Here is a 25,722-nt window from a genome sequence, read left to right as displayed (position 1 = left end):
TCCCGCTCAAGTCTTCACGAAGTTGGACGTACGGCTGAACCGCGATTTGCGGTCGAGTACCACGCGTCCAAGCCAGTCGAGACGCAAAGCCACGACGAAAGCGTCGATCCTGGCGCCCAGCAATTCCTGCAAAGCCGGAACCGAAGATTCCTTCGGCAACTCCTGCAAAGCCTCGATGCCTACCCATTCATCGTGATCGGTCCGATAGGGGGCGAGGTGACGGCGCATCATCCGCGCGTTCCAGAAACGCGGCTCGACATAGACCTGCTCCTCCGTGGCGAGGCGGAAGCCGTACCCGGCGAGGTGTGCGGCGGACTTGACCGCATCGACGTAGTCGCGGCGGTAGGCACCCTGTTCGGGAGTTTTCCCGTGCAGCCATCCGACGGTGCGCACGATCGCAAGTTCGCGATACCCGTCCTTGTGATCGAGCATGTACTGGGTCCGGGCGAGCTTCATCTCGCCACGCACGTTCACCGCAAGCGGCTCGGGATCCGCGACGATGTCGGTGATGTCGGGCGAGAACGCGTCGACGACCGTGAGGAAGTTGAGGGCGAGCATCGAGTGTGCTCCGACCAGCTTTCGTCCAATTCGCATCATTGGTGTCTCTCCAACGTAATGGTCTTCCTGCCCGGACCGGATTTTCCCGGGCTGGGTGCCGACGCGACGACCGCGCCGTTTGTCGCTGGCCCGCGGCTTTGCGCGCGCAGGTTCGCTGTCCTCCAGAAGGTGCGGAGGGGGATCGTCATCGTGGTCGGGCTTGGCAGCCGCGGCTCGACGTTGCCGCACTTCGAGGCGCGACTTGCGTGGAGGAGGGGTGGTTTCGTCTGCCTCCCGGCTGGCAACAGGACGCGTGGCGTCCTCGGTGTTTCCGGAATGCGCCGGATCGACCGTTAGCCCGCTATGTGGCAGCTCCTGGAGATGTCAGGGCCGAGAGCACCGAACATGGTTGCGCTATCGCCGCAGGGCGCGGCGTTGTCGGCATCGATGGTGGTGTTGAAGATCGACTTCTTCTTGTCTTCGTTCGTCATTGCACACGACTCCTCATCTCAACGCCTGCAAAGCGTAGAGCGTCTTTGTCGTTGCCGGATTTCCGGCACGTGTCAGCGGTGCGAAAGGGTCTCCGCAGGTTTGGGGTTGAACGCTGACATTGAAGACTTCGATGATTGGATCATCGGGCGCGAAAGAGAGAACGAGTTGATGAGCGTTTGCATCGCGTTTCTCCTCCAGTTGCGACCGTGACTTGTGGGTCGTGGTTGAATTCCCCGCCGGAATGACGAGGACCCGAGCTGAACAGGACTTCGTCCTGCCAAGCGCGGGCAGCCAACAAAGCAGATCTCCAACCGCAGATCCAGATCCTCGAAGGATCGAATCCATCGTGAACTTGCGCGACGGTTACCGAGCGGCTCTTCGATAGTTCAAAAAATCATGACAACTTGTTCGCATCGAACAGCCCTTCGATCTCTGCAGCGCTGATTGTCCCTCGCTCCTGAAGAGTTCGCGTAACGCCGCCCAAGAATTCCGAATGCTTCCCGACCATGTCCTTCGCGCGCTGCAAGCAAGCATCCAGCACGGCAGCAACCTGACGACGAAGGATTGGATCGACACGAATTCTTGCGAACACTTGGTCAGGCTTGCTCGCCGCGACGTAGACGAGATCGTCGCCGAGGCCGTAGGAGACTTGCATCGCTGCGGCGATCAGGGTGGCATGCCGGAGGTCGCATTCATCACCGCCTCCGCCGCTGTCACCGTATTCACCGTAGACGTGGACCTCGGCGGCGATGCCCGAAAGAAGCACCGTGATCTGCGCGAGGTACGCCTTCTTGGTGAAATTGACGCTGGGGATTTGATGGAAGACGGTCCAGCCTCCGTCGCCGTTTTGAGTTACTTCCCGGAACGCACGAGCTTCGACCACGTTCCGACGTGTATCCGCAGCCAGAAGACTACCGACGACGACGTGGCCAGCCTCATGGACGCATGCTTTGCGGAAGGCATCATCGGACAGCCTGACGCGTGGGGGAAGCCCATGCTCGAGATCGGCAGTCGTCAGCGGACGGCGCTCCGCCCGAGCCTTCCGGCGAGCATCGCGCACGGTCTGCTCGATCACGGCGCCGGACGCTCCTTCGAGACGGATGGCGATGTCCATCAGGCCGCTGAGATGTCGATCCTCGCGCAGATGATGCCTCAGGATGCCAAGCCTTGCGGTCGCGTCCGGAAGCCTGATGCGGATGTGTTTGCCGAGACGACCGGGACGCAGGATTGCGCTGTCGATTTTGTTCGGCATGTTCGTAGCGCCGACGGCCACGACGCCCTCGCGTCCATCGACACCGTCGAGACACTCCAGGAAGGCGTTGATGACCTCGCGCTCGTAAGTCTCATTTTTTCCGTTCAGCGTTTCACGATCCCCGAAGCTGTCCAGCTCGTCGATGAACAGGATGCAGGGAGCGTCACGGCGTGCCGCATCGAATGCCCCGCGCATCGCCTTCAAGAGGTCGTTCAGGTACCCCTTGGCCTGCCAGCGGGCGAGAGAATGGATGTGGATGGGCACGCCGCATGTGTTGGCCAATGCCTGCGCAAAAGTCGTCTTTCCCGTTCCCGTGGGACCGCTGAGGAGGACGCCGCGGTCAACGTCCGCCCAAGGCAGGTCTCCAGCCAGATAGGCTTTCAGGTCCTCAGCAAGTTCGCCCCCCCAGACTGCCGCATCGCCCAGACCATGCAGGTCCTCAAGGCGGGTCTCATTGGGCGGACCGGATTCCAGGCTTTTCTGGGAGGCATTCTTCAGTTGCTCGAGGCTGCGAACGACAAGATTCACGTTGCGCCCCTGCCTGATCACCGCACCAAGCAGGGAAAGGGGCGTGTCTACGACAGCCTGAAGGAGGTCCGTCGAAATACCATGGAAGCCCACGGCATGACTTGCCGCTAGAATGGCGCTCACGTCGGTCGCCGGGATCGTCACGATACCATCGGCTGCGAGCCTGAAGGTTGCAGGGAAAGCGTCGATGTCCGTAGTAATCCCAAAGACGTGGCTGTTCGCCGCGATATTTTCTGCGGTATCCGCTTCGTCGTCGTGGGGACGCTTTGGTTTGCCGTTGTCGGTCCACTGCAGAACCTTGTAACCGTGAACGGCGGTCTCGCGGTGCATCCTCTGCAACATCAGCCGTCCGACCTTGGCTACGATGTCGATGTCGCTGGAATTTTTGACGACGACCCCTACAACAAACGGGGTGCCGGCGATGGCGTGATGCATGCCGCCGTGACGGAGAGCGCGAACGAGCATACACCGGGCAATGGCGATTCCGACGTCCAGAATGGGACGCTTCATTACCCGCCGTCTCGATTTCCTGTTCATCCGTGACATAGACGTGCTCCGTCGCATTCGGCGACGCATTGCGTCGCCGGCGAACCGTTATTCGTAAGGGAGAGGGCGATCAGCCTCGGAAGGCGGACACTCTGGTGTCGGGGCCGATACGGGCCTCGTCGAGGTCCATTTCGATGAAACGGCGCAGGACCAGCGCGGCGACGACGCCTATGGCATCGTGTCCATTCCGGACGACTTGAAGACAGGTCGAGAGAGGCACAGAGCCGTATTCCTCCAGCAGACCGAGAATCCGGATTCGGTCACCGAGGGATGCTCTGTAGGCGGCGTATTGGACGAGATCGCGTGCGTTCTCGAGCCTGACGTCGCCACGCAAGTCAGCTTCACGACGGGTCTCATAGCCGTAGCCGAGAGCCTGGGCGGCTGAGTTCGCCCACTCAGGAGGAATACGGCTGCGCAGGTTCGGGATCACATCGATCAGGCTTTGGCCTGTAGCCCGTGTGACCACGAAGTCTGGAACGTGCCTTCGAGTTCGATGGCTCAGCACGAGAGGAAGGCACGACCAGGAAGTGACCGCCGGGTCGAGATCGAGGAGGACGCCGACGTCGCGCGCAGCCTGCGTCCGGAAGACCGGATAGGCCGCGCACCGAACGACATTCCTCGGCGGGAAGGAAAGGGCGGACGCTTCCTCTCGAATGCTTGTTAGCAACTTCGAGAGGGAGTCTTGCCGATCAAGATTACGCTGGGCGTTGGGCATGAATACGCTTGTCCCGAAGCGGATGAAATCATCCGGGAATCCTTGGAATGCTCAGATCAAAGGAGTCAGCGTATTCGTATGAGCGATGCACGCGTTTCCGCGGTGCGCAGAGGGCGCATCCGGGCGGTCCAGCAGTGGAAGATCGCGTTCATCATGAGAGAACAAATAGCGAACTTTACTCGAGTGTCAATGGGTTCTTTCGATCAGACACCAGCGCAAAACACTTGAGTTGATGCAGCACAATTCACTTGTAATAGCGCAGCACAATAAACGTGTAATCGCACAGTCTTCACCATCATTCGTGTCGGCGCGCGTCGATTGATGAAAAGCACACTAATCGAAAAGTCTTGAATCGATTGGATTTACACGGCCTTTGAGAGGTCGAGACGAGCGGACAACTTTTCCGCCGTCTCCTTCCTTTTTGCCTTCGTCAGAAGACCATCAAAATTTGGATTTGACCGCTCCGGCGCGAACGTTCGCGTCCATCGCGATCGGTAGGGACACCGTGAGAAAGCCAGCAGTTCCCTCCATCCGATTCTCCGCAGCAAATTCGCGGAAGACCTTGAGGCGCGTTGAAATGGGAAGCTTGCCGACTTCAAATGTATAGCCAAGCGACCCGCCCAGAGCGACGACGCGTCCTTCAAAAGATCCGAGGCGAGCGCCGCTTCCCGAATCGGCGGTCAACTGCTGATAATAATAGCCGACCAGGCCAAGTGTGAATTCCTTGGTAATGTACTTCGTGGCCGCCCATTCAAGGTGAAATTCGTCGCCGCTCTTGTAGTCCGTAGCGGTGTTGGCCTGATTGAACGTGAAGCCCGCGCTCGCGGACAGATCCCAGCCCAGTGTCGGATCGAGCCACGTCAGCGCCGTGAAGACGTCAATGGCCGGGCGATTCAGCGACGCGTTCGAGAGCTGCCCAGGTACGTAAGTCCCGGACGGGATCACGCCGCCGACACCCACTTGCCAGTGGAAATTTCCGGAATGCCAGCCGACGAAGGAGTTGATAAAGAAGTCGCTCAGAGCCAGTTCGGAATCTACTGCGTTGACGCCGATCGGTCCGAAGCGCGGCGAATTCACCAAGAGATTAGCGCTAACGCGTGGCTCACCGAATGGTGTGGTCAGCGAGAATGCCAGGTCGCCACCAAGGATCTTGGCAGGCGTCACCCAGATCGTTGTCGGGAGGTTGATCCACGTCTGCTGCGACACATTTGCGACCAACAGGCCGCCCGTGGGCAAGGTTCTGCCTCCGCCCAGTTTTCCGCTGTAGAAGTATGTGTCGTCCTGAAAATAGACGCCGGGCGGAGGCGTGAATCCGGCCCCGGGGCCTCGCGTCCCCAGTAGATAAGCGCCTGTTCCGCCTTCAGCGGCTATCGATGTCCTGGGGAAGATCGAGATTGCGACTAACGCAAGAGCCGCACCAATCGCACGTCGCATCTGTCACCCCGCAGCACGAAAAGCGAACCGTTCATTGGTCAGATTGTGTTTGTGCAATCTATTCACAGCCCCATCGCTATTACAACAGATGTCGGTGAAGCGATCATCAGTTCGATCGCATACAAACACCGAGGACAATTGATTAGAATTGCGTAACCGATCAGTTCTCCGACAGAGCATAAAAGTTACAAATGTTCACGCAGGCGGCCGTCTTCTGGAGAATGAAACATCATTGTCCCATTGACGCCTGATGTAATCTGCGCAGACTGCAGCAACCCGAAGATGTCCGCGAGCGATCGCGGGAAAGTCGATGTTCCTGGAATAGCTTTGCCGAGAGCTTGAAAGGGTCCAACATGCAGTCGTTCGTGGTGAACTATATTCGTGGAATGGGCCGCAGCCCCGCATTTTTCCGTATATCGACATGTGCGGCTGCGATCTTTTGCGCTTGCGTTGTCTGGAACGGCGCATCCGCAGCGCCGTTCAGTACAGGCATCGATCTCCAGCAGCACCTCCGCAAAGACCGGGACATCACGGAAGTGCGCGCGCGAGGGCGTGTTGCGGTGCGCACGAGGACGGCGGTCGGTCCGAGAGGCGGCGTGTATCACAGTAGAACGGTTGTTCGCGCAGGAGCCGTGGGACGCCCGGGATATGCTGGCGGGGGAGTTCGATGGGCTCGTCCCTACGGCTGGCCCAGGGGCGGTGCAATAGCGGCAGGAGCGGCGATTGGCGTCGTGACGGCGGCGACTGCTGCGGCCTGGGCGGGCACTCCTCCGGCGCCTGGCATGTGTTGGTACTACACGGACCCATCGCGCACCCAAGGTTTCTGGGACTATTGCCGATAGATGCCGGGAGCAGCCTGTCATGACACTGTCGGACGCCCCTCCGGAACAGATTAGACGGCCGGTCGACGTCTCGGATATGGTCCAGATTCCGGGCGGCATATTCCGAATGGGATCCGATGACCATTATCCGGAAGAAGCACCTGTTCACCGAGTAAAGGTGGAGGGCTTCTGGATCGACCGGACGCCAGTGACGAACCGCCAGTTCAAGGCGTTTGTCAGAGCGACCGGCTACAAGACGTTTGCCGAACTTCCGCCGGACCCGAAGGACTATCCGGGTGCGCTGCCGAACATGCTGTACGCCGGTTCATTGGTGTTTGCGCCGCAGCAGAATGTGACCAATCTGCGGGACTGGAGCCAATGGTGGCAATTCATGAAGGGGGCCGATTGGCGTCATCCCTACGGACCGAAGAGCAACATCAACGTCCTCGATCATCATCCGGTCGTGCATGTGTCGTTCGCCGATGCCTTGGCCTACGCGCAGTGGGCAGGCAAAGACCTGCCGACCGAGGCCGAATGGGAATTCGCGGCGCGCGGCGGTCTCGAGGGTGCTGAATTCGCATGGGGCGACGAGTTCACGCCGGGCGGCGTCCATATGGCCAACACCTGGCAAGGTGAGTTCCCCCGTCAGAACGTGAACACGGACGGATATGAGCGCACCTCGCCGGTGACGGCGTTTCCGCCGAACGGCTACGGCGTACATGACCTGGTCGGCAACGTTTGGGAATGGACGACAGACTGGTATGCGCCGAAGCACGAAGCTGATGCGCCCAAGGCTTGCTGCATTCCAGAAAACCCGCGCGGCGCTCGGGAAGAGGGCAGCTACGACCCGGCCCAGCCCGACATCAGGATCCCACGCAAGGTCATCAAGGGCGGGTCGCATTTGTGCGCGCCGAATTATTGCCGACGCTACCGGCCGGCGGCGCGCCATGCGGAGCAGGTGGACACATCGACCAGCCATCTGGGATTTCGCTGTGTCGTGCGGGGCATGACATGACGGCTGCTCCTACTTCAGCGTTCGCGCGCCGCCTAACCTCAGCCGCCATCGTACTGTCCGTCGTCCTCCTGTTGCTCGGCGCCTACCGATATGGGTGGTCGATGGAAATCCATCGTCGGTTCTGGGTGGACATCTTCGAGCGCCTCCACGGACCGATGACGTTCCGCTTCTATCTGCAGCCGATGATGGCGCTGCTGGCGGCACTCCCCGACGGCATCCGGGATGCACGGCTCGGCCACCGCTCGTTCTTCTGGTCGGCTTGGTGGGACCGTAACGCGTCCACGGGGCGGCTGCGGGAAGGTGTAACATCCGTCGCGCGCATCGTGCTGCTCGGCATCAGCATGGACGTGATCTACCAATTTAAAGTGCTCGACCGTTTCTACCCGGTGGAAGCGCTGATGATGGCGATCATGCTCGCTGTCATTCCGTATTTTGTCTTCCGGTGGATCGTCGAGTTGATTGCTCGTTGGTGGTTCGCGCGAACGGGCACGGGCACGGCTATGTAACACAAGGACGTTCGATGATTGAAAGCGTGTCCTCCAAGTCCCCCGCCGACCAGATATCGGTCGAACTGTCGTCGCGTCGGACCGGGATGTCGTTTCAAAGGACGCGCATGAGCGCGGACCGCACCCTGATGTCTGTGATCCGGACGTCGCTGTCGCTGATCTCGTTCGGCTTCACGATCTCCCAGGTGTTCGAAAAGCTGCGCGACCAGAACGTGATCACACACGGCGCCCCCGCGCGCAATTTTGGCGTGACGCTGGTGGCGCTCGGCATCCTGATGCTGATCGGCGGCCTGATCTATCACCTGCAGTTCATGGTCCAACTGCGTGAAGAGAGGAAGATGATGGCTGCCGACGGGCTGATCCACGCCCAGAGCGGCTTTCCGGTGTCGCTGACACTGATCACCGCGGTAATCCTGCTGTTCATCGGCATCGCCGCCATCGTCAGCATGATGTTCCAGGTCGGGCCGTTCGGTTGAGTGGAGCGCCGACGCGTCCCGTCGAGAGGACAATCAGTTTGAGACCAGAAGCGACCTCGAATTCGACAGATGTAGGAATGGGAGTTGATCGAATGGCCAAAAGCAGCAAGCCGAACATCATCATGATCATGGCCGACGACGTCGGCATCTGGAACATCAGCGCCTATCACCGGGGCATGATGGGTGGCAGCACTCCGAACCTCGACCGTATCGCGCGCGAGGGCGCGCTCTTCACCGACTACTACGGACAGCAGTCATGCACTGCGGGACGCGCGGCATTCATCACGGGGCAGACGCCGTTCCGGACGGGACTATTGAAAGTCGGATTGCCAGCGGCGAAACAGGGCCTGCAGGATTCCGATCCGACCATCGCCGAATTCCTCAAGCCGCTTGGCTATGCGACAGCGCAGATCGGCAAGAACCATCTGGGGGATCGCAACGAATACCTGCCGACGGTCCATGGCTTCGACGAGTTCCACGGTATCCTCTACCACTTGAATGCAATGGAAGAACCCTACTACCCGGATTATCCGAAAGACGAGAAATTCCACACAAAGTTTGGCCCGCGTAACATTATCAGTACCGTTGCCACAGACGTCGATGATGCAACGGAGGATCCGCGTTGGGGCCGCGTTGGCAAACAGAAGATCACCGACGCCGGTCCACTGCCGCCGCATCCCGGCATGGATCCGGCCGCAAAGGTGAGCATGGAAGACATCGACGCCGATCTGGTGAAGCGCTCCTGCGACTTCATCGAGCGCTCGGTGAAGGCCGAGAAGCCGTTTTTCCTCTGGCACAACTCTACGCGCTGCCATTCCTGGACGCATCTGTCCAAGCAATGGGACGGCAAAACCGGCTATGGCTTGTTTGCCGACGCAATGGCCGAGTTGGACTGGGTCGTAGGCGAACTGCTCGCCAAGCTGGACGAACTCGGCATCGCCGACGATACGATCGTGATGTTCACCAGCGACAATGGTGCGGAAATCTTCAGTTGGCCCGATGGCGGCAATCATCCGTTCCGCGGCGAGAAAGGCACTGTCTACGAAGGGGGGTTCCGTGTCCCCATGCTCGTCAAGTGGCCTGGGGTCATCAAGCCGGGCACCATTATCAACGAAATCGTGTCGGCCGAAGACTGGATGCCGACCCTCGTCGCGGCTGCCGGCGGCGATCCAGATCTGAAGCAGAAGCTGCTCACTGGCTACAAGGCGGGAACGAAAACCTTCAAAAACCATCTCGACGGCTACAACTTCATGCCGTTCTTGCAAGGCAAGGTCACCGAGAGTCCGCGAAGGGAGTTTTTCTATTTCAGCGACAACGCCGACCTGATGGCGGTGCGTTATAACCAGTGGAAAATCACCTTTAAGACCATTGTCGGCAACTTATTCAGCGGCAAGGAGGACTCTACCAACGTCCCGCTTGTAACCAACCTGCGCGTTGACCCGTGGGAGCGATACCAGACCGAGTCGACGTCCTACGGCGAATGGTGGGGGAAGGCACTGTGGGTCATGATGCCCGCCATGGGTATCATGGGTCAGTTCCTAGCTACCTTCAAAGATTATCCGCCCAGCCAAGCTTCCGGATCACTCAGCATTGAGAAGGCATTGCAGGCGTTGCAGGAGGGGGGCCGGAAGAACTGAACAGCGCGCAGCAATCGTGGAGCGACAGCGGACGATGACGGCATAGACATCGTCCGCTCGAAACCGGTCGGGGCGACGTTCAGTCCGAAGCGGGAATGAAGATGCATGAAAGAGTGGCTGATCTATGCGACCGAGAACGCCATCGTCGTCATTGATGCGCTGGCGCTCGTCATCATCGTCGTGGGCACGGTGGAGGCCTTCTTCAGCGGCATGCGTGCGATGCTGGGGTCGCCGTCCGGGCATGAGCGGCGCGACGTCTGGCTGCGCTATGCACGCTGGCTGGTGGCGGGGCTGACGTTCCAGCTTGCCGCTGACATCGTCGAGACTTCAATCACGACCGATTGGAACGCGACAGGGCGGATCGCCGCGGTCGCGCTGATCCGTACCTTCCTCAACTACTTCCTCGATCGCGATCTGGAGGAAGTGCGCGGGCGGCAGCGCGAGACAGGCGCAGCGCCGGCGAAGCCGGTAGGAGGGAATTGACGATGCCCACCAGACGACGCCTGTTGGCCCTCCTGTTCGCGTTGTCGGTCATTGACCTGGCCGCCGCGCAGCCGTCGACGGATCCGCTGCAGTCGTGGAACGATGGTGCGGTCAAGAAGTCCATTACGGATTTCGTCTCGCGGGTGACGACGGAGGGCGGTCCGGACTTCGTGCCCGTCGCCGAGCGTATCGCCACCTTCGACAATGACGGTACGCTGTGGTCCGAACAGCCCGCTTATTTCCAGGCCGCCTTCGCGATCGACCGTGTCAAGGCGATGGCCCCGCAGCATCCGGAATGGAAGAAGCAACAGCCCTTCAAGGCATTGCTCGACGGAGATATGAAAGCGCTCGCGGCCTCGGGGCAAAGGGGCATGCTGCAGATCGTCGCCGCCGCCCATAGCGGCATGACTACGGATGAATTTTCGAAGTCGGTCGTCGAATGGATCTCGACCGCGCGGCATCCGCGCTTCGGCCGTCCCTACACGCAGCTTGTGTACCAGCCTATGCTGGAGCTTTTGGCCTACCTTCGGGCAAACGGCTTCAAGACCTTCGTCGTTTCGGGCGGCGGCGTCGAATTCATGCGGCCATGGATGGAAAAGGTCTACGGCATTCCGCCCGAACAGGTGATCGGCTCCAGTGGCGTCGTCAAATTCGAGATGGGCGCGGATGGGAAACCGTCGCTGCGCAAGACACCCAAAATCGAGTTCGTAGACGACAATCAAGGAAAGCCTGTCGGCATCAACCGCTTCATCGGTCGCCGTCCAATCTTCGCATTCGGGAATTCCGATGGTGATCTCCAGATGCTCAATTGGACGGCTGCCGGTAAAGGCGCTCGTTTTATGGGGATCGTGCATCATACCGACGCCGAGCGAGAGTACGCGTATGATCGTCAGTCGAAGGTCGGCAAGCTCGACAAGGCGCTGGATGAAGGCGTCGCGAAAGGCTGGACAGTGGTCAACATGAAGCAGGACTGGAAGACGGTTTTTCCTTGATCTCGAAGGCGCAACCTGAGGAGCAAACGAATGTATAGACCGATGCTTGCTGCTATCGTATGCCTTGTCTCTTTTGCCGCAGTAGCAGAGGAAGACTCGAAACCTGCGATCAAGAAGTGGCGGGCCTGTGCCGACGCCACTGCAACCCGATACGCAAAAAGTGCGGAAAGCGCACTCGTTGTCTCGCGCTTGGCAATATTGTCGTGCCGCGCTGAGAAACAAGCAGCTTGGCAAGCGCTGTCACAGGAAAGCGGGGCACACTTTGCGGATGATTACGTCGAAACGGTCGAGCGTCGTTACACCGATTTGCTTGCGATCGATGTCATAGAAATGCGGCTGAAACATTGAATTGACACGCAAAGCATCTATGAAAACGTGCAACTGCACGAGGCCGCCAGAACGGGCGTGCGGAGATATATCCCGCATGGTCGCTGGCGTTTACCAAGCAAAGCGCATTCCTACTTTGCCATCCTATGCGGATCGCGTACCAGCAGGTGACGGACGATTTCGGCCAGCCGGCGGTGCTCGGCGGATTCCGATCCCGCGTTCTCGGCGTGAAGGCCTACGGAGAGTTCGCTCAGGCCAACAGGCCGGCAGGTTGGAACACGTGGTTGACCTTCTCGATCTCGGAAGAAGCGCCAAAAGCCGTGACGCCGACGAAACATCTGGTGACGAAGTAAGCATGAAGATTCCGCGCCGAAATTCTCGCCGTATCCGTTCTTAACGCCTCAGGAGCTATCACGATGATTTCCAACGCCAGACTGTCACTAGCCGTCTTGTTGAGCCTTTCCGGACAGGCGTTCGCGCAGTCGCAAACGGGCAATCCCGTTTCGGTCACGGTAGAGAATTTCACCCGCGCCGAGAGCGACGTCTATTTCGCAAAGCTGGTCAAGGAAAGCGGCGGACTGAGCAAGTATCACCATGCCCGCGAGGCGGCCTCGATCGATAACCAGACCGTGATCCGGATGAACCGCGACACGCTGTATTCGACCGCGGTGTTCGACCTCGATGCAGGACCGGTAACGATCACGCTGCCTAATGCGGGCAAGCGCTTCATGTCGATGCAGGTGGTCAATGAGGATCAGTACACGGTAGAGGTCGTATATGGCGCCGGGGCCTACACACTAACCAGGCAGAAGGTCGGCACGCGCTACGCCGCGACCTTCCTTCGAACTCTGGTCGATCCTGCCAACCCCAAGGATGTGGAACAGGTCCAGGCCCTGCAGGACAGCGTCAAGATCAGTCAAAAGGGCGTGGGCAAATTTGAAATTCCCAACTGGGAGCCTGACAGCCACAAGAAGGTGCGCGAGGCCTTGCTGGTACTTGCCGCGACCCTGCCTGATTACAAAAGGGCTTTCGGCACCAAGCAGGCCGTGGACCCGATCCGCTTCATACTCGGAGCCGCCTCGGGGTGGGGAGGTAATCCTGACAAGGACGCAACCTATGTCTCGATCATACCACCCAAGAACGACGGCGAGGGTGTCTATAAGCTCACTGTCAAGGACGTCCCGGTGAACGGCTTCTGGTCCGTCAGCGTCTATAACGGCCAAGGCTACTTCGAGAAAAACCCTTACAACGCCTATTCGATCAACAACATCACCGGACAGAAAAACCCTGACGGCTCGATAACCATTCAGTTCGGCGGTTGTGACGGCAAGGTTCCAAACTGCTTGCCGATCATGAAAGGCTGGAATACCGCCGCGCGGCTCTACCGGCCGCGCGACGAGATATTGAAGGGAACGTGGAAGTTTCCAGAGATGAAGCCGGCGAGCTAGAGGGAGACCGGGACCGGGAGATCCAGCATGGCCATCATTGCGATCGTGTATGCACTGATCGTCTGGCTCGTCTTTGCCAAGCTGAAATGGCTTCGCTGGGGATGGGGGACCGGAACGGCGACCGTGCTGGTAGGGCTGTTCATTGCGGCGCTCTTCGCGGGCTTTTTGAACTACCTGGCACCCACCGGGCGGGTCGTCGTGATCAGCCGCGTGGTCGAGGTGACGCCGAACGTCACCGGCCAAATCACGGAAATCTCGGTGAAGCCGAACGCGCCCGTGAAGGCCGGGGCGGTGCTGTTCAGGATCGACCCGGCTCCCTACGAAGCCCAGGTCCGTCTCGTCGAGGCCCAGCTCGGATTTCAGGAGCTTCGGCTCTCCCAGATGAAGGAGCTTCAGGCCAGCAGCTCCGGCCGCGCGTTCGACGTGCAGGAGCGTCAGTCAGAAGTTGACCAGCTAAAGGCGCAACTGGACAAGGCGAAGTACGACCTCGCGCAGACGACTGTCAGCGCACCCGCCGACGGCTCCGTCGCCAACCTCGCCTTGAGCAAGGGCGACCGAGCGACTTCTTCGAAGGCGGTCCTTTCTTTCCTCGTCGCCGACGCCGTGCAATTGGTCGGCATCTTCTCGCAAAATGGGTACCAAGCGATCCGGCCCGGCACGCGCGTGCAGTTCGCCCTCTCCAACAATCCCGGCCATCTGTACACCTCGACCATCGGCGCGGTCGTCAGCGGCGTTGGCGAGGGTCAGATCGCGTCATCCGGCGAGCTCACCCGCGTTACGTCGCTCCCGATGACGGCCGAGTATCCCGCCCTGATCAATCGGCCCAAGGAGATCGATGCGGCGGCGCTGCGGCCCGGGATGTCCGGCACCGCAACCGCATACGCGCCAAATTCCGCGCCGTTCGACTTCTTCGGCTGGGCGCTGCTCTACGGCCGGGCGCTGGCGCTCTACCTCTAGGAAACACGCGTTTCGAGCTCGTGGCTTCGGTTATCTATATGAGAGTCGAGCCAAGCGGCAGCAGAAAGACATCTCATCTCTCCAAAAGGCCGGCATCAGTACCGCGTCCGCCGTCGCCCTATTGGAGCGGATGCAGGACAAGGTCGATGCCTTGTGCCAGGAGCGTGACCGGCTGAACGGCGAGGAGCGGCTGAAGGAGCGGACCTATCCCAATGGCAAAGCCATTCGGGGCGTACCAGATCATCGCAGGATGTGATGGACAACCTCCCGCGGTTTCCGGCGCCTTGGGTGGCCGAGGAGGATAGGGACTGCTTCCGCGTGAAGGATGCCAATGGCTTTATGATTTGCGTCATCCTTCACCGGGAAGACCTTCACGCTCGTAACTACCAATATGCGAACGAGTCCCTGTCACGTGATGAGGCGCGGCGGATTGCTAAGGGTATTTCCCGGTTGCCGGACCTCTTGAAGCGACCGCCTTATTAGGGAACCCGCGAGGGCGCCAAGATCGCTCCAGCTCAAGCTTTGGAAGGTGGCTGCGCGGAACGAATCCAATTCGTGCCATTTGAATAGGCGTGAGAAACAACCCTAGCCAACTGGTTCACCTCGCCGTCCTCATGGAGGAGGCGATTCAGATTGCATCGGATTATCTGGAACGGGCAGGCGAGATCGAGGACGCCGAATTCTGTAGCCACGTACTGCTGCACTCCGTGGAGACGATGGTGCGGCAGGGCGTACGGAGCCGCCTGCTGCTCTCAAACAGAGCCATTGCTCAATACATGGAAGCTCTCGAAGCTCGCACGCTTCAAGCGGCCTCGTAGAGGGGTAACAACGATGGTGATGGGTGGAAGTCAAATATATCTCAGGCGCCAGCAGACGGGTGTTGGATGGCTCGTCGAGAAGTGGCTGGCTTATTGTCAGGCTGAAAAATGTCGACGGACGAACCGACGACCCCAAAAGAAATAAAGGGCGACGATAACCTCGGACTTGGCGTCCTCGTCATTTTCCTGCTGGTGCTAGGCTTGCCCGTATTGCTTTTGTGATGCTTAGAGCCACGCAACGGACATCAAACATACTGCGGTCGCATTGAGCACTACAGCCGTCGCCGCCGCCAGCGTCATTGAAAGCACGCGCATACCGCAAGCGAGCGGATGCCCCCGATCATCAAGCGCGTATTGCCAGGACAGATATGCAAAGCAGAATCGGTCAATGGTGGACAGACATGCGCGACCAGAGGCAAGAGGCGGAACTCGCCGGTACGCTGGCCGTCCATCTGGCAGCGGTTGCTACGGTGAGCCTAGCGTATCATTCTTCCAGTCGCGCTAACCGATGGGCAACGCGGATGCGTCGGGATCCCAGCGTCCGTCGGGTTCATGTTCCGGCGGAAGCGAGTCCGTTTGACCGGCCTCTCGCAGGAGACGATGCCGACAACGGTCGCGCCAACGTATCGCTTCCTTATTGTCCGTAGGAGACAGCAGTTCGAGAATCCGCTGCGGGCAGAAATCTGACACTGGACCTTCGTCTTCATAAATGCCGCTGAGCTCGTACATGTTCTCGCCCGATGCAGGCTTGGGCATGACCAGAAGAACGCGACCATCGACGACGTCGCCGGTCTGCAACGCAACGGCTACGCTGTGTTCGCCGCGGTCGTTGTAGTAAATCTGGAAATCGAGGACGTCGTCGCCGAACTCCTCATCCAGATGGGCCTCGATGGCCTCGCTGATGTCCCCAGTTATCTCGACGGTTTCGCGCATGTCGAATGCGTTGCTCATCGGAAGTCCTCCCTTTCTCGTGGAGGCTGACAAAGCCGCTTGCAAGGAACCATGCGTGGCATCGATCCGCCAAGCACGTCATCGATCAATACGAAGGAAATGCCCAGTCAGCCAAACCGACATGTATTCGATGAACTCAGAGATATCCTTCAAGCGAACTGCAACAGTTCGCAATATTCTTCCGTAATCGCCCGTCCTTTCCCGGATCAGTTGCTCCAGAAGATGCCCACTGGTGCCCGCGCGATAGGGCCGGGCGGCGTCGGTCGTCCAGACATAGCGCAGGAATTCGAGGGCGACATTGATGTGCGAGTTCGGCTCGGCGACGGTGCCACCGATCATCTTTCCGATTTCCTTGAAGAAGTACCCGGGGCATTGCCCGGCGTCATGATCGATCTTGGCTGCCATCATCAGGTTGCCGCTCGAGATCCCGATGTAACCGTGTCCAGCACCGATGAGGTGGCTCATCCATTCAGTGTAGGTCTCGAAGTCGATCTTCCGCCTGTTGAACGCGACGAGGAATACGGGTTGCAACCATGAGCTCTGACCGAATCCAAAGAATTGTCCAATCTCTCGTGTCGGAAGGTCGTCGGTGACGAGTAGGCAGTTCTTGTCGAACGCGATCATGAGCGCATCAAAGATGCCCCTTGCTGGAGACCGCAAGAACTGGCGAAGCTCGTCGGGGAGCTTCTCGGAGGCGATCAGGGGGCAAATTATCGCGTGCTGCTTTGCCCAATCGATCGCAGAGTCGAGGTCTTTCAGCCAAACCTGAATAACGTCTGCGGCAATTTCCGTCATAGCCAATCCGCCATCACGGTACGCCGCGCTCTTGAGGCCGGATTGAGAATGCTGGTTGATTTGCTCTCGGCGGCCGTAAAGTTGATCCATCGTGCTTTGGGGCAGGTGGATCGGACCGCAAACATCGGAGACCGCTCCCAGCGCCTCCAGCTTCCAGCAAGTCCAGAAGGCAAGCACATCCATCACGCATCCGAATGATCCGTTGCTTGCAATCGCGTTCACCGCGCTCTGTCGCTCAAGCTCGTTGCCGCGAGACACCTTCAGCCGCAACCCCTGTCCCGCGATGCCGCTGGCAACGTCGATGACGTCGCTTCCTATCCGATGACCCAAAATGGCCAGCGGCGAGATACCGTTCAGATAGGATGATTGTTCTTGCTCGACCCAATCCCGTCGGGCCTTCAGTTCGTCCAAAATCGGCGCAATACCTTCGGGAGTCGATACGTCGATCGACATCGACCTGATTGCGCCAACCGTGGGAAAACGAGACTCGTGATGTGCTAGAACGAAGTGATACTTCGCGACATACTTGTGCCTGATCTCCTTGACCGTTCCGGATTTCGAATTGGACGGATTCGTAAAACGATCGCCGACCTTGAGGCCCATGATCGCACGTGAGAGCTGATGGTCCGGCTCCCATGAATCGGCATCTAACCTGCGGATCGCGGCGTTCGGCTCGATGATGATGAAGCTTTTCTCGCCATCCTCGTATTCCATGTCCACTGCTGCGTTTTCGGCAACCGCTGACAGTTTCCAGTCGTCCTCCGCCGCCTTGATGTCCGTGCTTTCCCGGAGAACGAGTCCGGAGAAGCACATCCACGCCTGTGACATGCCCTTGTTCTCTTGATAAAGGCGATAGGCGTAGGCGACGGCTCGGTCCATGTGGCCGAAATGTCCGAGGAGCGCGGCAACCCGGAACCTGTCCGTCAGTCGATGGAAACGAAGCTGCTCGATCGGACGGTCGAGTTCCGGCAATAGGCTGTCGAGATCATCCGAGCGGAGCAACAACTCGAATTTGAGCAGGCGCGCCGAACCGTCGTCCGGCTGGATCGCAAGCAGCTTGTCGAGCGCACGACGGGATTCCGGAAGGTCACCAATATTCCAGGAATGCGTTGCGACCAGCCAAAGTGTCTCTGGATCATTGACAACCGCTGAACTGGCCGACGAGAGCGCGTTCCGCAGGGCCTCATCGCGCCGTGCGTCGGCGAGGCAGCCGAGATACAGCCTCGTCGCAGGTGAGAGGTGCTGAAGGTCGGCAATCGGCTCGATCAACCGCGCGGCTTCGTCCCAGAGACCTTGTTCTCTCATCTCCTCGGCTACGAGATAACGAAACAAGTTGCTTTCGAGCGTGGCTTCGCGCTTCGCCATCTCCCGCAAGCGAGCCCATCGGTCCTCTTCATCGACGCCGCGCCTCGCATCGAGTCTCAAACGCAGGATGTCGGCCAAAATCGTACCGGAAGGCAGTTCAGCAAGACCCGTTATGGCGGCTTGGACCCTTGGGAAGTCGCGCGCGCGGAGTGCAATGTCCCCCAGTATCCGCCATTTCAACTCGAGGAGGCGATGATTTTCACCTGCATCGATTGCCTCGATGATGCCTATGGCTTCCTTCGGATCGCGACGCGCGGCCATCTCGGCGGCGAGTAGACAACTCTCCGGATCGGTTTCGTGACGAAGCGTCGCTTCCGCATCTTCGAACTTGTCCTGCGCCAATTGGGAGAGCGCAAGCATCTGCTTCAAAGACGGGCGATCGGGCAGGACCGGCAGCGCGCGGAGGAGGAGGGCTTCGCACTCCGCCGGGCGGCCAGACAGTCGCAATAGCGATGATGCGTTACTTACATATGCGAAGAGATCGTAGAGATCGGCGTAGCCAGTATCCAAACTGGATTTGGCAACTTCCAACATGGCGTTCGTCGCGCGCTCGAGGTCTTCGCGTGCGATGATCCCCGGTCGACCGAAGAACGCATCGCCGCCGATCGCGAGCTCAAGAATGGCCAACGCGAAGACCCGCTTGAATTCTGGCAGGTCCGGATGCTTGGCGGCGATCTCGCGAGTTCTTTCCGCCCATCCTGGGACTTCCCGCTTCCGCAAGAATTCGACGAGGCCGAGGTCAGCGTGAACGGATCCAACGAGATCGGTCGGGATCAAGCTCTCGGGATCGCCTTGCCAGCTCGATCTGGCGGCTGCTTGGAGCAGAAACGAGACGGCTTGGTCTGACTTCGGAGCGGCAGCAAGCGCTGATCGCGCGAGCGCCATTGCCTCTTCAGGACGCCCTTGAATGGTGCGGGCGACGGCGAGGTTCGCTACGGCATTCGCATCCGTTGGCCGGATTTCGTAAGCCTTCTCGAACAGTCCAGCGGCTTCCTCATGATTGCCCAACGACAGCGCGATCGAGCCGAGATTGGTTTCGATGCGAAATCTGGCCCAAGGCTTTGCAGACAGGTCCTCGGTGGACTTGAGCTTGACGAGGCCGTCCCTGGCGGCTGGTGAAAGATTCATGTTCCGGAAAAGGTCGCGCAACAGGTCGATCTTCCCGTGGAGAGCAGGGTCTTCCGAGTTGTCAGATGGCGAAGCGACATCGGCCGGTATCACCGGCTGAAACAAAGGCTGACGGCGGGCGAATGCGTCGGCAAGTGCATTGATGGTGTCGTTGTCGAGTTTGACGGGTGACTGCGCAGAAGACGATGCGACGGTGGCCGGATTGAAGAACGCCAGCGCCGCAGAATGTTGGGATATCTTCAGTTCCAGATCGGACCACGAAAGAACCACGACCCGGAGATCGTGCCCCTCGGCCCTGAGCTCACGCTCGACCTCATGTGCGGCGTCAGTCATGCCGGTGTCGCTTGGGCATGTGGTCGCGAAGATGATCTCCCTCAGCCCGGCTTTAATCGTCAAAGCTTCTCGGCTGTCTGCAAGGATCTTCGCCTTTGGAATCGGTTTATCGATACGACGGCACTGGATTCCTACATGGTGATCTGGATTGCCGTCTCGTCGGCCGAGGACGTCAATGCCATGCTGCTTCTGGCCGTTTCGTCCGTATTCCTGAGCATGCGGATCCTTGAGGTCTTGCTGAAAAAGGATCACGCATCCACGCTGAAATGCCTGCCAATCCTTTGGCTTCGGAATTTCCTGGGCGGCATTCCAACTGAACAACGGACCGGGGCCTCGATCGCCAAGATATTCAGCATCAGCTTTGTCAGCTTTTGACCTATGACTTGCCATAAGGGCAGGGTTCCTTGGGGCGATTGTTCTCGTTGCTGAACGCTCTAACGGCGGTTCGCCCTCATTTATTCACGGTTCGTTCGATTTACCAGCATATCATCCGCATTCGGAATCCTGACGTGGAAAACCGGGAATATTACGCGCAAGCAATTGAAATACATATCTTTTACTGTTCGCCGCGTTCGGGCAGCAAACGCGAAAAAACTCTTAGATCTGTGCAGTCAGACCTCAATCCCGTCATTTGGTGCTTGACATCGCGTCAAATGACAATATCTCTGTCTGGTATCGAGGGAGGTGATCATGGCTCAAATCGCATCATTCGGAGCACCGGCCGCCGTAACGCCTGTCGATGTGCAGACGTTCACGAAAGGTCCAGATCGCGAGCGATTGTCTCCGGTCGCCATCAAGGCATTCCGGAAGATCGTCGAACATTGGAAGCTGACCAATGCCGAGGCTGCCATGCTTCTCGGCGTGTCCGAAAGCACTTGGGACCGGATCAAGCGCGGTGCGTGGGATCAACCGCTTTCGCAAGATCAGCTCACGCGGGCCTCTGCCGCGATCGGCATCCACAAGGGTCTACGGCTTCTCTTCGCCGACGACATGGCCGTGCGCTGGCCGAAGCTCACAAACTCCGGTCCCATCTTCCAGCGCCGATCTCCGGTCGATGCTATGATCGAAGGCGGCATCCCGCTGATGCTCGAGACGCGTCGTTACGTGGACGCGGTGCGCGGCGGCCTCTGATCGATGCTCGATGGGTTGAAGATCAGTCGCGAAGCCATCGAGCGGACCGTGCGCCTTGTAACGACCGCCCGGCTTCGCGATTCCGTATTGCTCGATCTAGTCGATGAATCCGAACTGGAGGCGTTGAGCGAGATCGAGGGTGCCACGAGCACCAGACGGATTGCCCAGGCTCGTGGGGCAGGCGAGGTGCAATCGCATGAACTGCTCTACGGGGTCCCGCACGCGCATTTCATCAACGCCTCCTTCGCCTATGCCAAACCCCGCGAACCCAATCGGTTCAACGGTGCCGACCGCGGCGCCTGGTATGCAGGGTTCGACGTCGAGACCAGCCTGGCCGAAGTCAAATTCCACCTGACTGAGTTTCTGGCCACGGCGGGCGATTACAACGCGACGGTCGAATACGCTGAGATGTTCGCGAGCTTCGCTGGCGAATTCGTGGACCTCCGAGCCCATCCCACGCACGAATCCTTGAACCCGGAAAAGGCGATCGGATACCCGGTTGGGAACGCACTGGCGGACGCCGCCCGAGTACGTGGCCTGAACGGGATCATCTATCCATCCGTCCGGAACCCGGGCGGAACGTGTCTGGTCGCGCTTTTCCCGCACGCGGTCCAATCGGTGGCTCAAGGCGACGTCTACCGGATGGTCTGGAGCGGCAAGCCCGAACCAACGGTCAGCTTGGTCAGGGACTGAACTAGGCTTTCTTTCGCCTGTATCGTCCTCGCTCATCATTTGAAGTCGACAGCGGGATCGCCAGTCGCCACCTTAAGTTGATGGCGGAAGAGTGCGGACGATCAATCCATGTCGGCCTTATGCGGGGACTGCGCCGATCTTATGGGGTGGATGCCGATCTTATGTGGGGATCAACAAGAGAACTGAAACTGGGACCACACGCCAATATCTCGGATTCGCATAAGGTATATTATGGAATATATTATCCCATAGCGATCCCAGAGACTTAGCTCAAATTGTTGCGATATCCGGTTGACCGACCAGCCATTCGAACCAATTTGTTGCCCCACGTCATTGCGGCCCATACGGCCTCAGCCGCCGAAATATCTGACGTGATCGAGGTCCGAGATCAATCCTGACTGCGTTGGTCGCCACCCCAACTGCTGCTGCGTCCAGTCGCTGGATGCCGGCGCATCCATCGACGCGAAGCCTGCGAACCAGCCGAAGTGATCGGCGGCTTCGGCCGGCGATTTCGAGACGACTGGCAGGTTCAGGTGCCGGCCGATGACCTCGGCAATCTCACGGAATGCGACGCCTTGTTCGGCGTTGGCGTGATACCGAATGTCGGCGGAACCGTGCTCGAGGACGAGCCTGTAGAGCCGGGCGACGTCCAGCCGATGTGCGGCGGGCCAGCGGTTGAGACCGTCGCCGAAGTAGGCCGAGGCGCCCTTCTCCCGCGCGATATTGATCAGCATCGGCACGAAGCCATGGTCGCCATCGCCATGAACCGATGGCGGCAGCCGGACCGACGAACTACGCACGCCGCGTGCCGCCAGACGTTCGGCGACCTGTTCCGATACGCGCGGGCTTGGCGACGCGCTCGACGGGCCCATGTCTTCGGTGGCCATGCGTCCGGGCGCGATGAAGGCCATGCCGGAAGTTACGATCAAGGGCCGCTCGGAGCCCGCCAACACATCGCCAAGCGTCTCGATGGCGCGTGCGTCGATTTCACTGTTCTCCTTGAACTTCGAGAAGTCGTGAATGAAGGCGGTATGGATGACGCCGTCCGAATTGGCGGCGCCGGAGCGCAGGCTGTCCAGATCTTCGAGATCGCCGCGATGGACTTGCGCACCAGCGTCGGCCAGCGCCTTGGCGGATGCGTCCGAGCGCGCAAGACCGAGCACCTGATGACCGGCGCCGATCAGTTCCTGAACGACCGCAGATCCGACAAAGCCCGAAGCACCGGTAACGAAAACACGCATGTGATATTCCTCTCGTGACGACGCGGATGTATCGGTCCTGCGGTACGATGCGTGAAGCCGTGACGTTATACGGGTATGGCGACTAACAGGCTGAGCATGACGATCACCGAAACAACTTCCAGCCCAGGCTCCAATCCGCTGGGCGCTTATCTCCGGGATCGCCGCGCCCGCCTCGATCCCATGGCGTTCGGCTTCTCATCGGAACGACGCCGCACGCCGGGCCTGCGGCGCGAGGAAGTCGCGCAGCGCGCCAATGTCAGCGCCACCTGGTACACTTGGCTCGAACAAGGCCGCGGCGGCGCGCCGTCGGCCGATGTGCTCGACCGGATTTCACGCGCACTGGAATTATCGACAGTCGAGCGCGAGCATCTGTTTCTGCTGGCGCAGCACCGGCTACCCGAGGTGCGCTTTGCGCCGTCCGATATCGTCACGCCGACCCTGCAGCGCGTGTTGGATTCGATGGAGTTCAGCGCCGCCGTCGTCCGCAACGCAACCTGGGACATCGTAGCCTGGAATCGCGCCGCGCTGGCCGTGCTTGGCGACTATCCGAACATCGCGCCCGAAGACCGCAACGTCCTGCGCATCCTGTTCTGTCGTCCGAATATCCGCGCCAAGATGCCGGACTGGGAGAACGATGCACGTTTCGCCGTGGCGGCATTTCGTGCGGATATCACACGCAGCGGCGCATCAGAACGCGCCCAGACATTGATCGATGAATTGTGCCGGATCAGCCCTGACTTCGCAGCCATGTGGCATGACAACGACGTCAGCAGCTACGGTGAAGGCCGCAAGCATGTGAACCATCCCGTCGTCGGGCCATTCACGATGAGCTATTCGACATTTTCGGTCGATGGCCAGCCGAATTTGGGCATGGTGGTCTATACGCCGGAGACGGCTGCAGATGCCGAGCGGATGAAGGCGCTGATCGCGGCGAAGGGCCCATAACTCGTCGTTCCGGGGCGCATGCGGCGACAGCCGCGGGCGAACCCGGAACCTCGAAGTGTGACTCACAATGAGATTCCAGGTTCGCGTGCGCGAAAGTACGCCCGCGCCCCGGAATGACGAGTTTCTTGCTACGGATATTTCGGCAGCAGTCCATGCGCAGCGAAGCCGCCATCGACATTGAGAATGTGGCCGGTGACGAAGCTCGACTTGCTGTCATCCAGCAGGAACATCGCGGCACCAGCGACCTCCTCCGGTTCGGCATAACGCCGCTGCGGCACCACCTGCATCCAGCCTTCCCGCGTTGCCACCGTATGCATCTCCTGCACCATGGGCGTCTCGAACGGGCCCGGCGCAATGGCGTTGACGCGGATCTTCAATGGCGCCAGTTCGCAGGCCATCACCTGGGTCAGCGTGACGACGCCGCCTTTGGATGCGCCATAGGCCGAGCGCTCGATATTGCCGCGCAGCCCCGACACCGACGCCACATTCACGATGGCGCCGCCGCCATGCGCCTTCATCAGCCGCGCAGCTTCCTTGGCAACGGCAAAGGTGCCGACCAGATTGATGTCGAGGATCTCGCGAAACAGTTTCACCGAGGTCTCGAAGAACGGCGCCTGACGGCCGATACCCGCAGAATTCACCAGACCGCGCACCGGGCCGAAACCGGCTTCGCAGTCCTTCAGGCCGGCAATCACGGCGTCTTCATTGGCCACATCCATCACGACGGTTTTGGTCACACCGGCTTTGATGGCGTCGACCTGGGCCTTGGCGGCATCCAGAGCAGGCTGGGTGAGGTCGGCGAGCAGCACTTTCCAGCCCTCGCCCACGGCGGCCTTAGCGATCGCCAAACCGATTCCCGATGCGCCGCCGGTGATGATCGCTACGCCGTGATCCCTATTCATATGCTGTCCTTGCGTTTCCTCCACCGGTCCTGGCTGCCGGCGGCTTCAGTCGCGCGATGCTTCCCACAAATTCGCGCGGTGCAAAAGCCGTGCGCAGGCGTCCTCTAGTGGGTCTTGGCCTTTGGTCGCACGGCGAAAAGGCTTGACCGGGCAGCCCGGGCATGATGACCAGACGGCAAGGGCCCTTGGGCCTCACAAAGGCAAACAAAGAAGTGGTTGGGAGAAACAAAATGACGATTTCACGCCGGACTCTGTTGAAGGCATCGGCCGCTGCGACCGCATTTGGCGGCGTCAGCATGCCGTTCATCGCGCGCGCGCAGCAGGCGGAATACGTCTACAAATACGCGAATAACCTGCCCGATACGCATCCGATGAACATCCGCGCCCGCGAGATGTCGGCGGCGATCAAGACCGAGACCAACGGCAAGGTCGACCTGCAGGTATTCCCCAACAACCAGCTCGGCTCCGACACCGACATGTTGAGCCAGATCCGCTCCGGCGGCGTCGAGTTCTTCACGCTCTCCGGCCTGATCCTGGCCACTTTGGTGCCGGCCGCCTCGATCAACGGCATCGGCTTCGCTTTCCCGAATTACGACACGGTCTGGAAGGCCATGGATGGCGATCTCGGCGCCTATATCCGCAAGGAAATCACCAAGGCCAATCTCGTGGTCATGGACAAGATCTGGGACAACGGTTTTCGCGAAATCACCTCGTCCACGAAGCCGATCAAGAGCCCGGATGACCTGAAGGGCTTCAAGATTCGCGTGCCGGTGTCGCCACTATGGACCTCGATGTTCAAGGCGTTCGACAGTGCGCCCGCGTCGATCAATATCAGTGAAGTCTATTCGGCGATGCAGACCAAGGTCGTCGAAGGTCAGGAAAACCCGCTGGCAATCATCTCGACGGCGAAGTTCTACGAAGTGCAGAAGTTCTGCTCGCTGACCAACCACATGTGGGACGGCTACTGGTTCCTGGCCAACCGCCGCGCCTGGGAGAAGCTGCCGGCCGATCTGCGCGATATCGTCGCCAAGAACATCAATGCCGCCGGCATGAAGGAGCGCGAGGACGTCGCCAAGCTCAACGCCAATCTGCGCGGCGAACTGGAATCCAAGGGCCTCGCCTTCAATGAGCTCGAACCCGGCCCGTTCCGCGACAAGTTGAAGTCGGCCGGCTTCTACAAGGAATGGCAGGGCAAGTATGGCGACGAAGCCTGGGCCATCCTTGAGAAGGCCGTCGGCAAGCTCGGCTGATCGG

General features: G+C 59.6%; 24 protein-coding genes and 1 pseudogene. 16 read left to right on the top strand and 9 right to left on the bottom strand.

The features are described from left to right. Positions 1-6: 6 nt before the first annotated feature. The 5 genes from AB7828_RS05645 to AB7828_RS05625 all read right to left on the bottom strand — a co-directional run bounded on the left by AB7828_RS05645 (position 7) and on the right by AB7828_RS05625 (position 5,504). The gene (locus tag AB7828_RS05645) at positions 7-558 is read right to left on the bottom strand and encodes a hypothetical protein (protein ID WP_441229637.1); all 552 of its coding nucleotides are present in this window, start codon (positions 556-558) and stop codon (positions 7-9) included. A gap of 332 nt (positions 559-890) precedes the next feature. Next, positions 891-1,028 (bottom strand): hypothetical protein, encoded by a 138-nt coding sequence (locus tag AB7828_RS05640; protein WP_441229636.1) that lies wholly within the window; start codon positions 1,026-1,028, stop codon positions 891-893. 395 nt (positions 1,029-1,423) lie between these two features. Next, positions 1,424-3,319 carry an AAA family ATPase gene (locus AB7828_RS05635; RefSeq protein WP_441229635.1) on the bottom strand — a complete coding sequence of 632 codons (1,896 nt, stop codon included), beginning with the start codon at positions 3,317-3,319 and terminating at the stop codon, positions 1,424-1,426. A gap of 106 nt (positions 3,320-3,425) precedes the next feature. After that, positions 3,426-4,070: a hypothetical protein gene (locus AB7828_RS05630; RefSeq protein ID WP_441229634.1), complete on the bottom strand. Its 645-nt coding sequence runs from the start codon at positions 4,068-4,070 to the stop codon at positions 3,426-3,428. Between the two features lie 441 nt (positions 4,071-4,511). After that, entirely contained in the window at positions 4,512-5,504 is a 993-nt protein-coding gene (locus AB7828_RS05625) for a SphA family protein (RefSeq protein WP_441229633.1), read from the bottom strand. Positions 5,505-6,365: 861 nt separating this feature from the next. Between AB7828_RS05625 and AB7828_RS05620 the strand changes: the two genes are divergently transcribed. The 11 genes and pseudogenes from AB7828_RS05620 to AB7828_RS05570 all read left to right on the top strand — a co-directional run bounded on the left by AB7828_RS05620 (position 6,366) and on the right by AB7828_RS05570 (position 14,422). Continuing rightward, entirely contained in the window at positions 6,366-7,340 is a 975-nt protein-coding gene (locus AB7828_RS05620) for a formylglycine-generating enzyme family protein (RefSeq protein ID WP_441229632.1), read from the top strand. Next, entirely contained in the window at positions 7,337-7,846 is a 510-nt protein-coding gene (locus AB7828_RS05615) for a hypothetical protein (protein ID WP_441229631.1), read from the top strand. Before AB7828_RS05620 ends, AB7828_RS05615 begins: the two co-directional genes overlap by 4 nt. Before the next feature lie 26 nt (positions 7,847-7,872). Continuing rightward, entirely contained in the window at positions 7,873-8,322 is a 450-nt protein-coding gene (locus AB7828_RS05610; RefSeq protein ID WP_441229630.1) for a YidH family protein, read from the top strand. Positions 8,323-8,414: 92 nt separating this feature from the next. After that, positions 8,415-9,959 (top strand): arylsulfatase, encoded by a 1,545-nt coding sequence (locus AB7828_RS05605; protein ID WP_441229629.1) that lies wholly within the window; start codon positions 8,415-8,417, stop codon positions 9,957-9,959. 105 nt (positions 9,960-10,064) lie between these two features. Continuing rightward, the gene (locus AB7828_RS05600) at positions 10,065-10,442 is read left to right on the top strand and encodes a DUF1622 domain-containing protein (RefSeq protein WP_439065972.1); all 378 of its coding nucleotides are present in this window, start codon (positions 10,065-10,067) and stop codon (positions 10,440-10,442) included. A 2-nt stretch (positions 10,443-10,444) separates the two neighbouring features. Then, the gene (locus AB7828_RS05595) at positions 10,445-11,434 is read left to right on the top strand and encodes an HAD family hydrolase (RefSeq protein WP_441229628.1); all 990 of its coding nucleotides are present in this window, start codon (positions 10,445-10,447) and stop codon (positions 11,432-11,434) included. A gap of 30 nt (positions 11,435-11,464) precedes the next feature. Next, positions 11,465-11,782 (top strand): hypothetical protein, encoded by a 318-nt coding sequence (locus AB7828_RS05590; RefSeq protein WP_441229627.1) that lies wholly within the window; start codon positions 11,465-11,467, stop codon positions 11,780-11,782. A gap of 134 nt (positions 11,783-11,916) precedes the next feature. After that, positions 11,917-12,114: pseudogene (locus AB7828_RS05585) on the top strand (phenol degradation protein meta); the annotation flags it as partial. Between the two features lie 63 nt (positions 12,115-12,177). After that, a complete protein-coding gene (locus tag AB7828_RS05580; protein WP_441229626.1) occupies positions 12,178-13,209 on the top strand; it encodes a DUF1254 domain-containing protein in 1,032 nt (343 codons plus the stop codon). A gap of 27 nt (positions 13,210-13,236) precedes the next feature. After that, a complete protein-coding gene (locus AB7828_RS05575) occupies positions 13,237-14,166 on the top strand; it encodes an HlyD family secretion protein (RefSeq protein WP_441229625.1) in 930 nt (309 codons plus the stop codon). 130 nt (positions 14,167-14,296) lie between these two features. Next, positions 14,297-14,422, top strand: a complete 126-nt coding sequence (locus tag AB7828_RS05570; protein WP_441229624.1) for a hypothetical protein — start codon at positions 14,297-14,299, stop codon at positions 14,420-14,422. 1,063 nt (positions 14,423-15,485) lie between these two features. On the opposite strand, the gene AB7828_RS05565 is transcribed toward AB7828_RS05570, so the two are convergent. Beyond that, positions 15,486-15,935: a hypothetical protein gene (locus AB7828_RS05565; RefSeq protein ID WP_441229623.1), complete on the bottom strand. Its 450-nt coding sequence runs from the start codon at positions 15,933-15,935 to the stop codon at positions 15,486-15,488. Positions 15,936-16,013: 78 nt separating this feature from the next. Beyond that, positions 16,014-19,619 (bottom strand): PIN domain-containing protein, encoded by a 3,606-nt coding sequence (locus tag AB7828_RS05560; protein WP_441229622.1) that lies wholly within the window; start codon positions 19,617-19,619, stop codon positions 16,014-16,016. 72 nt (positions 19,620-19,691) lie between these two features. Here AB7828_RS05560 and AB7828_RS05555 point away from each other — a divergent pair, with 72 nt between their 5' ends. The 3 genes from AB7828_RS05555 to AB7828_RS05545 all read left to right on the top strand — a co-directional run bounded on the left by AB7828_RS05555 (position 19,692) and on the right by AB7828_RS05545 (position 21,380). Continuing rightward, positions 19,692-19,931, top strand: a complete 240-nt coding sequence (locus AB7828_RS05555; RefSeq protein ID WP_441229621.1) for a hypothetical protein — start codon at positions 19,692-19,694, stop codon at positions 19,929-19,931. Between the two features lie 315 nt (positions 19,932-20,246). Continuing rightward, entirely contained in the window at positions 20,247-20,687 is a 441-nt protein-coding gene (locus tag AB7828_RS05550; protein WP_441229620.1) for an antitoxin Xre-like helix-turn-helix domain-containing protein, read from the top strand. 3 nt (positions 20,688-20,690) lie between these two features. Then, entirely contained in the window at positions 20,691-21,380 is a 690-nt protein-coding gene (locus tag AB7828_RS05545) for an RES family NAD+ phosphorylase (RefSeq protein ID WP_441229619.1), read from the top strand. Between the two features lie 350 nt (positions 21,381-21,730). Here the strand turns inward: AB7828_RS05545 and AB7828_RS05540 are convergent, their stop codons facing one another. Next, a complete protein-coding gene (locus AB7828_RS05540) occupies positions 21,731-22,621 on the bottom strand; it encodes an SDR family oxidoreductase (RefSeq protein ID WP_441229618.1) in 891 nt (296 codons plus the stop codon). 96 nt (positions 22,622-22,717) lie between these two features. Between AB7828_RS05540 and AB7828_RS05535 the strand changes: the two genes are divergently transcribed. Beyond that, positions 22,718-23,566: a helix-turn-helix transcriptional regulator gene (locus AB7828_RS05535; protein ID WP_441229617.1), complete on the top strand. Its 849-nt coding sequence runs from the start codon at positions 22,718-22,720 to the stop codon at positions 23,564-23,566. Between the two features lie 128 nt (positions 23,567-23,694). On the opposite strand, the gene AB7828_RS05530 is transcribed toward AB7828_RS05535, so the two are convergent. After that, entirely contained in the window at positions 23,695-24,468 is a 774-nt protein-coding gene (locus AB7828_RS05530) for an SDR family NAD(P)-dependent oxidoreductase (protein ID WP_441229616.1), read from the bottom strand. A 230-nt stretch (positions 24,469-24,698) separates the two neighbouring features. On the opposite strand from AB7828_RS05530, the gene AB7828_RS05525 reads away from it, so the two are divergent. Continuing rightward, a complete protein-coding gene (locus AB7828_RS05525; protein ID WP_175369049.1) occupies positions 24,699-25,718 on the top strand; it encodes a TRAP transporter substrate-binding protein in 1,020 nt (339 codons plus the stop codon). Positions 25,719-25,722 lie beyond the last annotated feature (4 nt).

The organism is Tardiphaga sp. 215_C5_N2_1 (assembly GCF_052076055.1).
GTDB classification, from domain to species: domain Bacteria; phylum Pseudomonadota; class Alphaproteobacteria; order Rhizobiales; family Xanthobacteraceae; genus Tardiphaga; species Tardiphaga robiniae.
Note: the sequence above shows the minus strand (reverse complement) of the source record. Positions and strands in the feature narration are given on the sequence as shown.

Coding starts and splice junctions, on each gene's coding strand:
- AB7828_RS05620 (WP_441229632.1), top strand. CDS start 6,366: ATGACACTGTCGGACGCCCCTCCGGAACAGATTAGACGGCCGGTCGAC.
- AB7828_RS05605 (WP_441229629.1), top strand. CDS start 8,415: ATGGCCAAAAGCAGCAAGCCGAACATCATCATGATCATGGCCGACGAC.
- AB7828_RS05540 (WP_441229618.1), bottom strand. CDS start 22,621: ATGCGTGTTTTCGTTACCGGTGCTTCGGGCTTTGTCGGATCTGCGGTC.
- AB7828_RS05640 (WP_441229636.1), bottom strand. CDS start 1,028: ATGACGAACGAAGACAAGAAGAAGTCGATCTTCAACACCACCATCGAT.
- AB7828_RS05550 (WP_441229620.1), top strand. CDS start 20,247: ATGGCTCAAATCGCATCATTCGGAGCACCGGCCGCCGTAACGCCTGTC.
- AB7828_RS05645 (WP_441229637.1), bottom strand. CDS start 558: ATGCTCGCCCTCAACTTCCTCACGGTCGTCGACGCGTTCTCGCCCGAC.
- AB7828_RS05625 (WP_441229633.1), bottom strand. CDS start 5,504: ATGCGACGTGCGATTGGTGCGGCTCTTGCGTTAGTCGCAATCTCGATC.
- AB7828_RS05555 (WP_441229621.1), top strand. CDS start 19,692: ATGGTGATCTGGATTGCCGTCTCGTCGGCCGAGGACGTCAATGCCATG.
- AB7828_RS05590 (WP_441229627.1), top strand. CDS start 11,465: ATGTATAGACCGATGCTTGCTGCTATCGTATGCCTTGTCTCTTTTGCC.
- AB7828_RS05630 (WP_441229634.1), bottom strand. CDS start 4,070: ATGCCCAACGCCCAGCGTAATCTTGATCGGCAAGACTCCCTCTCGAAG.
- AB7828_RS05635 (WP_441229635.1), bottom strand. CDS start 3,319: ATGAAGCGTCCCATTCTGGACGTCGGAATCGCCATTGCCCGGTGTATG.
- AB7828_RS05570 (WP_441229624.1), top strand. CDS start 14,297: ATGCAGGACAAGGTCGATGCCTTGTGCCAGGAGCGTGACCGGCTGAAC.
- AB7828_RS05600 (WP_439065972.1), top strand. CDS start 10,065: ATGAAAGAGTGGCTGATCTATGCGACCGAGAACGCCATCGTCGTCATT.
- AB7828_RS05545 (WP_441229619.1), top strand. CDS start 20,691: ATGCTCGATGGGTTGAAGATCAGTCGCGAAGCCATCGAGCGGACCGTG.
- AB7828_RS05615 (WP_441229631.1), top strand. CDS start 7,337: ATGACGGCTGCTCCTACTTCAGCGTTCGCGCGCCGCCTAACCTCAGCC.
- AB7828_RS05595 (WP_441229628.1), top strand. CDS start 10,445: ATGCCCACCAGACGACGCCTGTTGGCCCTCCTGTTCGCGTTGTCGGTC.
- AB7828_RS05575 (WP_441229625.1), top strand. CDS start 13,237: ATGGCCATCATTGCGATCGTGTATGCACTGATCGTCTGGCTCGTCTTT.
- AB7828_RS05535 (WP_441229617.1), top strand. CDS start 22,718: ATGACGATCACCGAAACAACTTCCAGCCCAGGCTCCAATCCGCTGGGC.
- AB7828_RS05565 (WP_441229623.1), bottom strand. CDS start 15,935: ATGAGCAACGCATTCGACATGCGCGAAACCGTCGAGATAACTGGGGAC.
- AB7828_RS05530 (WP_441229616.1), bottom strand. CDS start 24,468: ATGAATAGGGATCACGGCGTAGCGATCATCACCGGCGGCGCATCGGGA.
- AB7828_RS05580 (WP_441229626.1), top strand. CDS start 12,178: ATGATTTCCAACGCCAGACTGTCACTAGCCGTCTTGTTGAGCCTTTCC.
- AB7828_RS05525 (WP_175369049.1), top strand. CDS start 24,699: ATGACGATTTCACGCCGGACTCTGTTGAAGGCATCGGCCGCTGCGACC.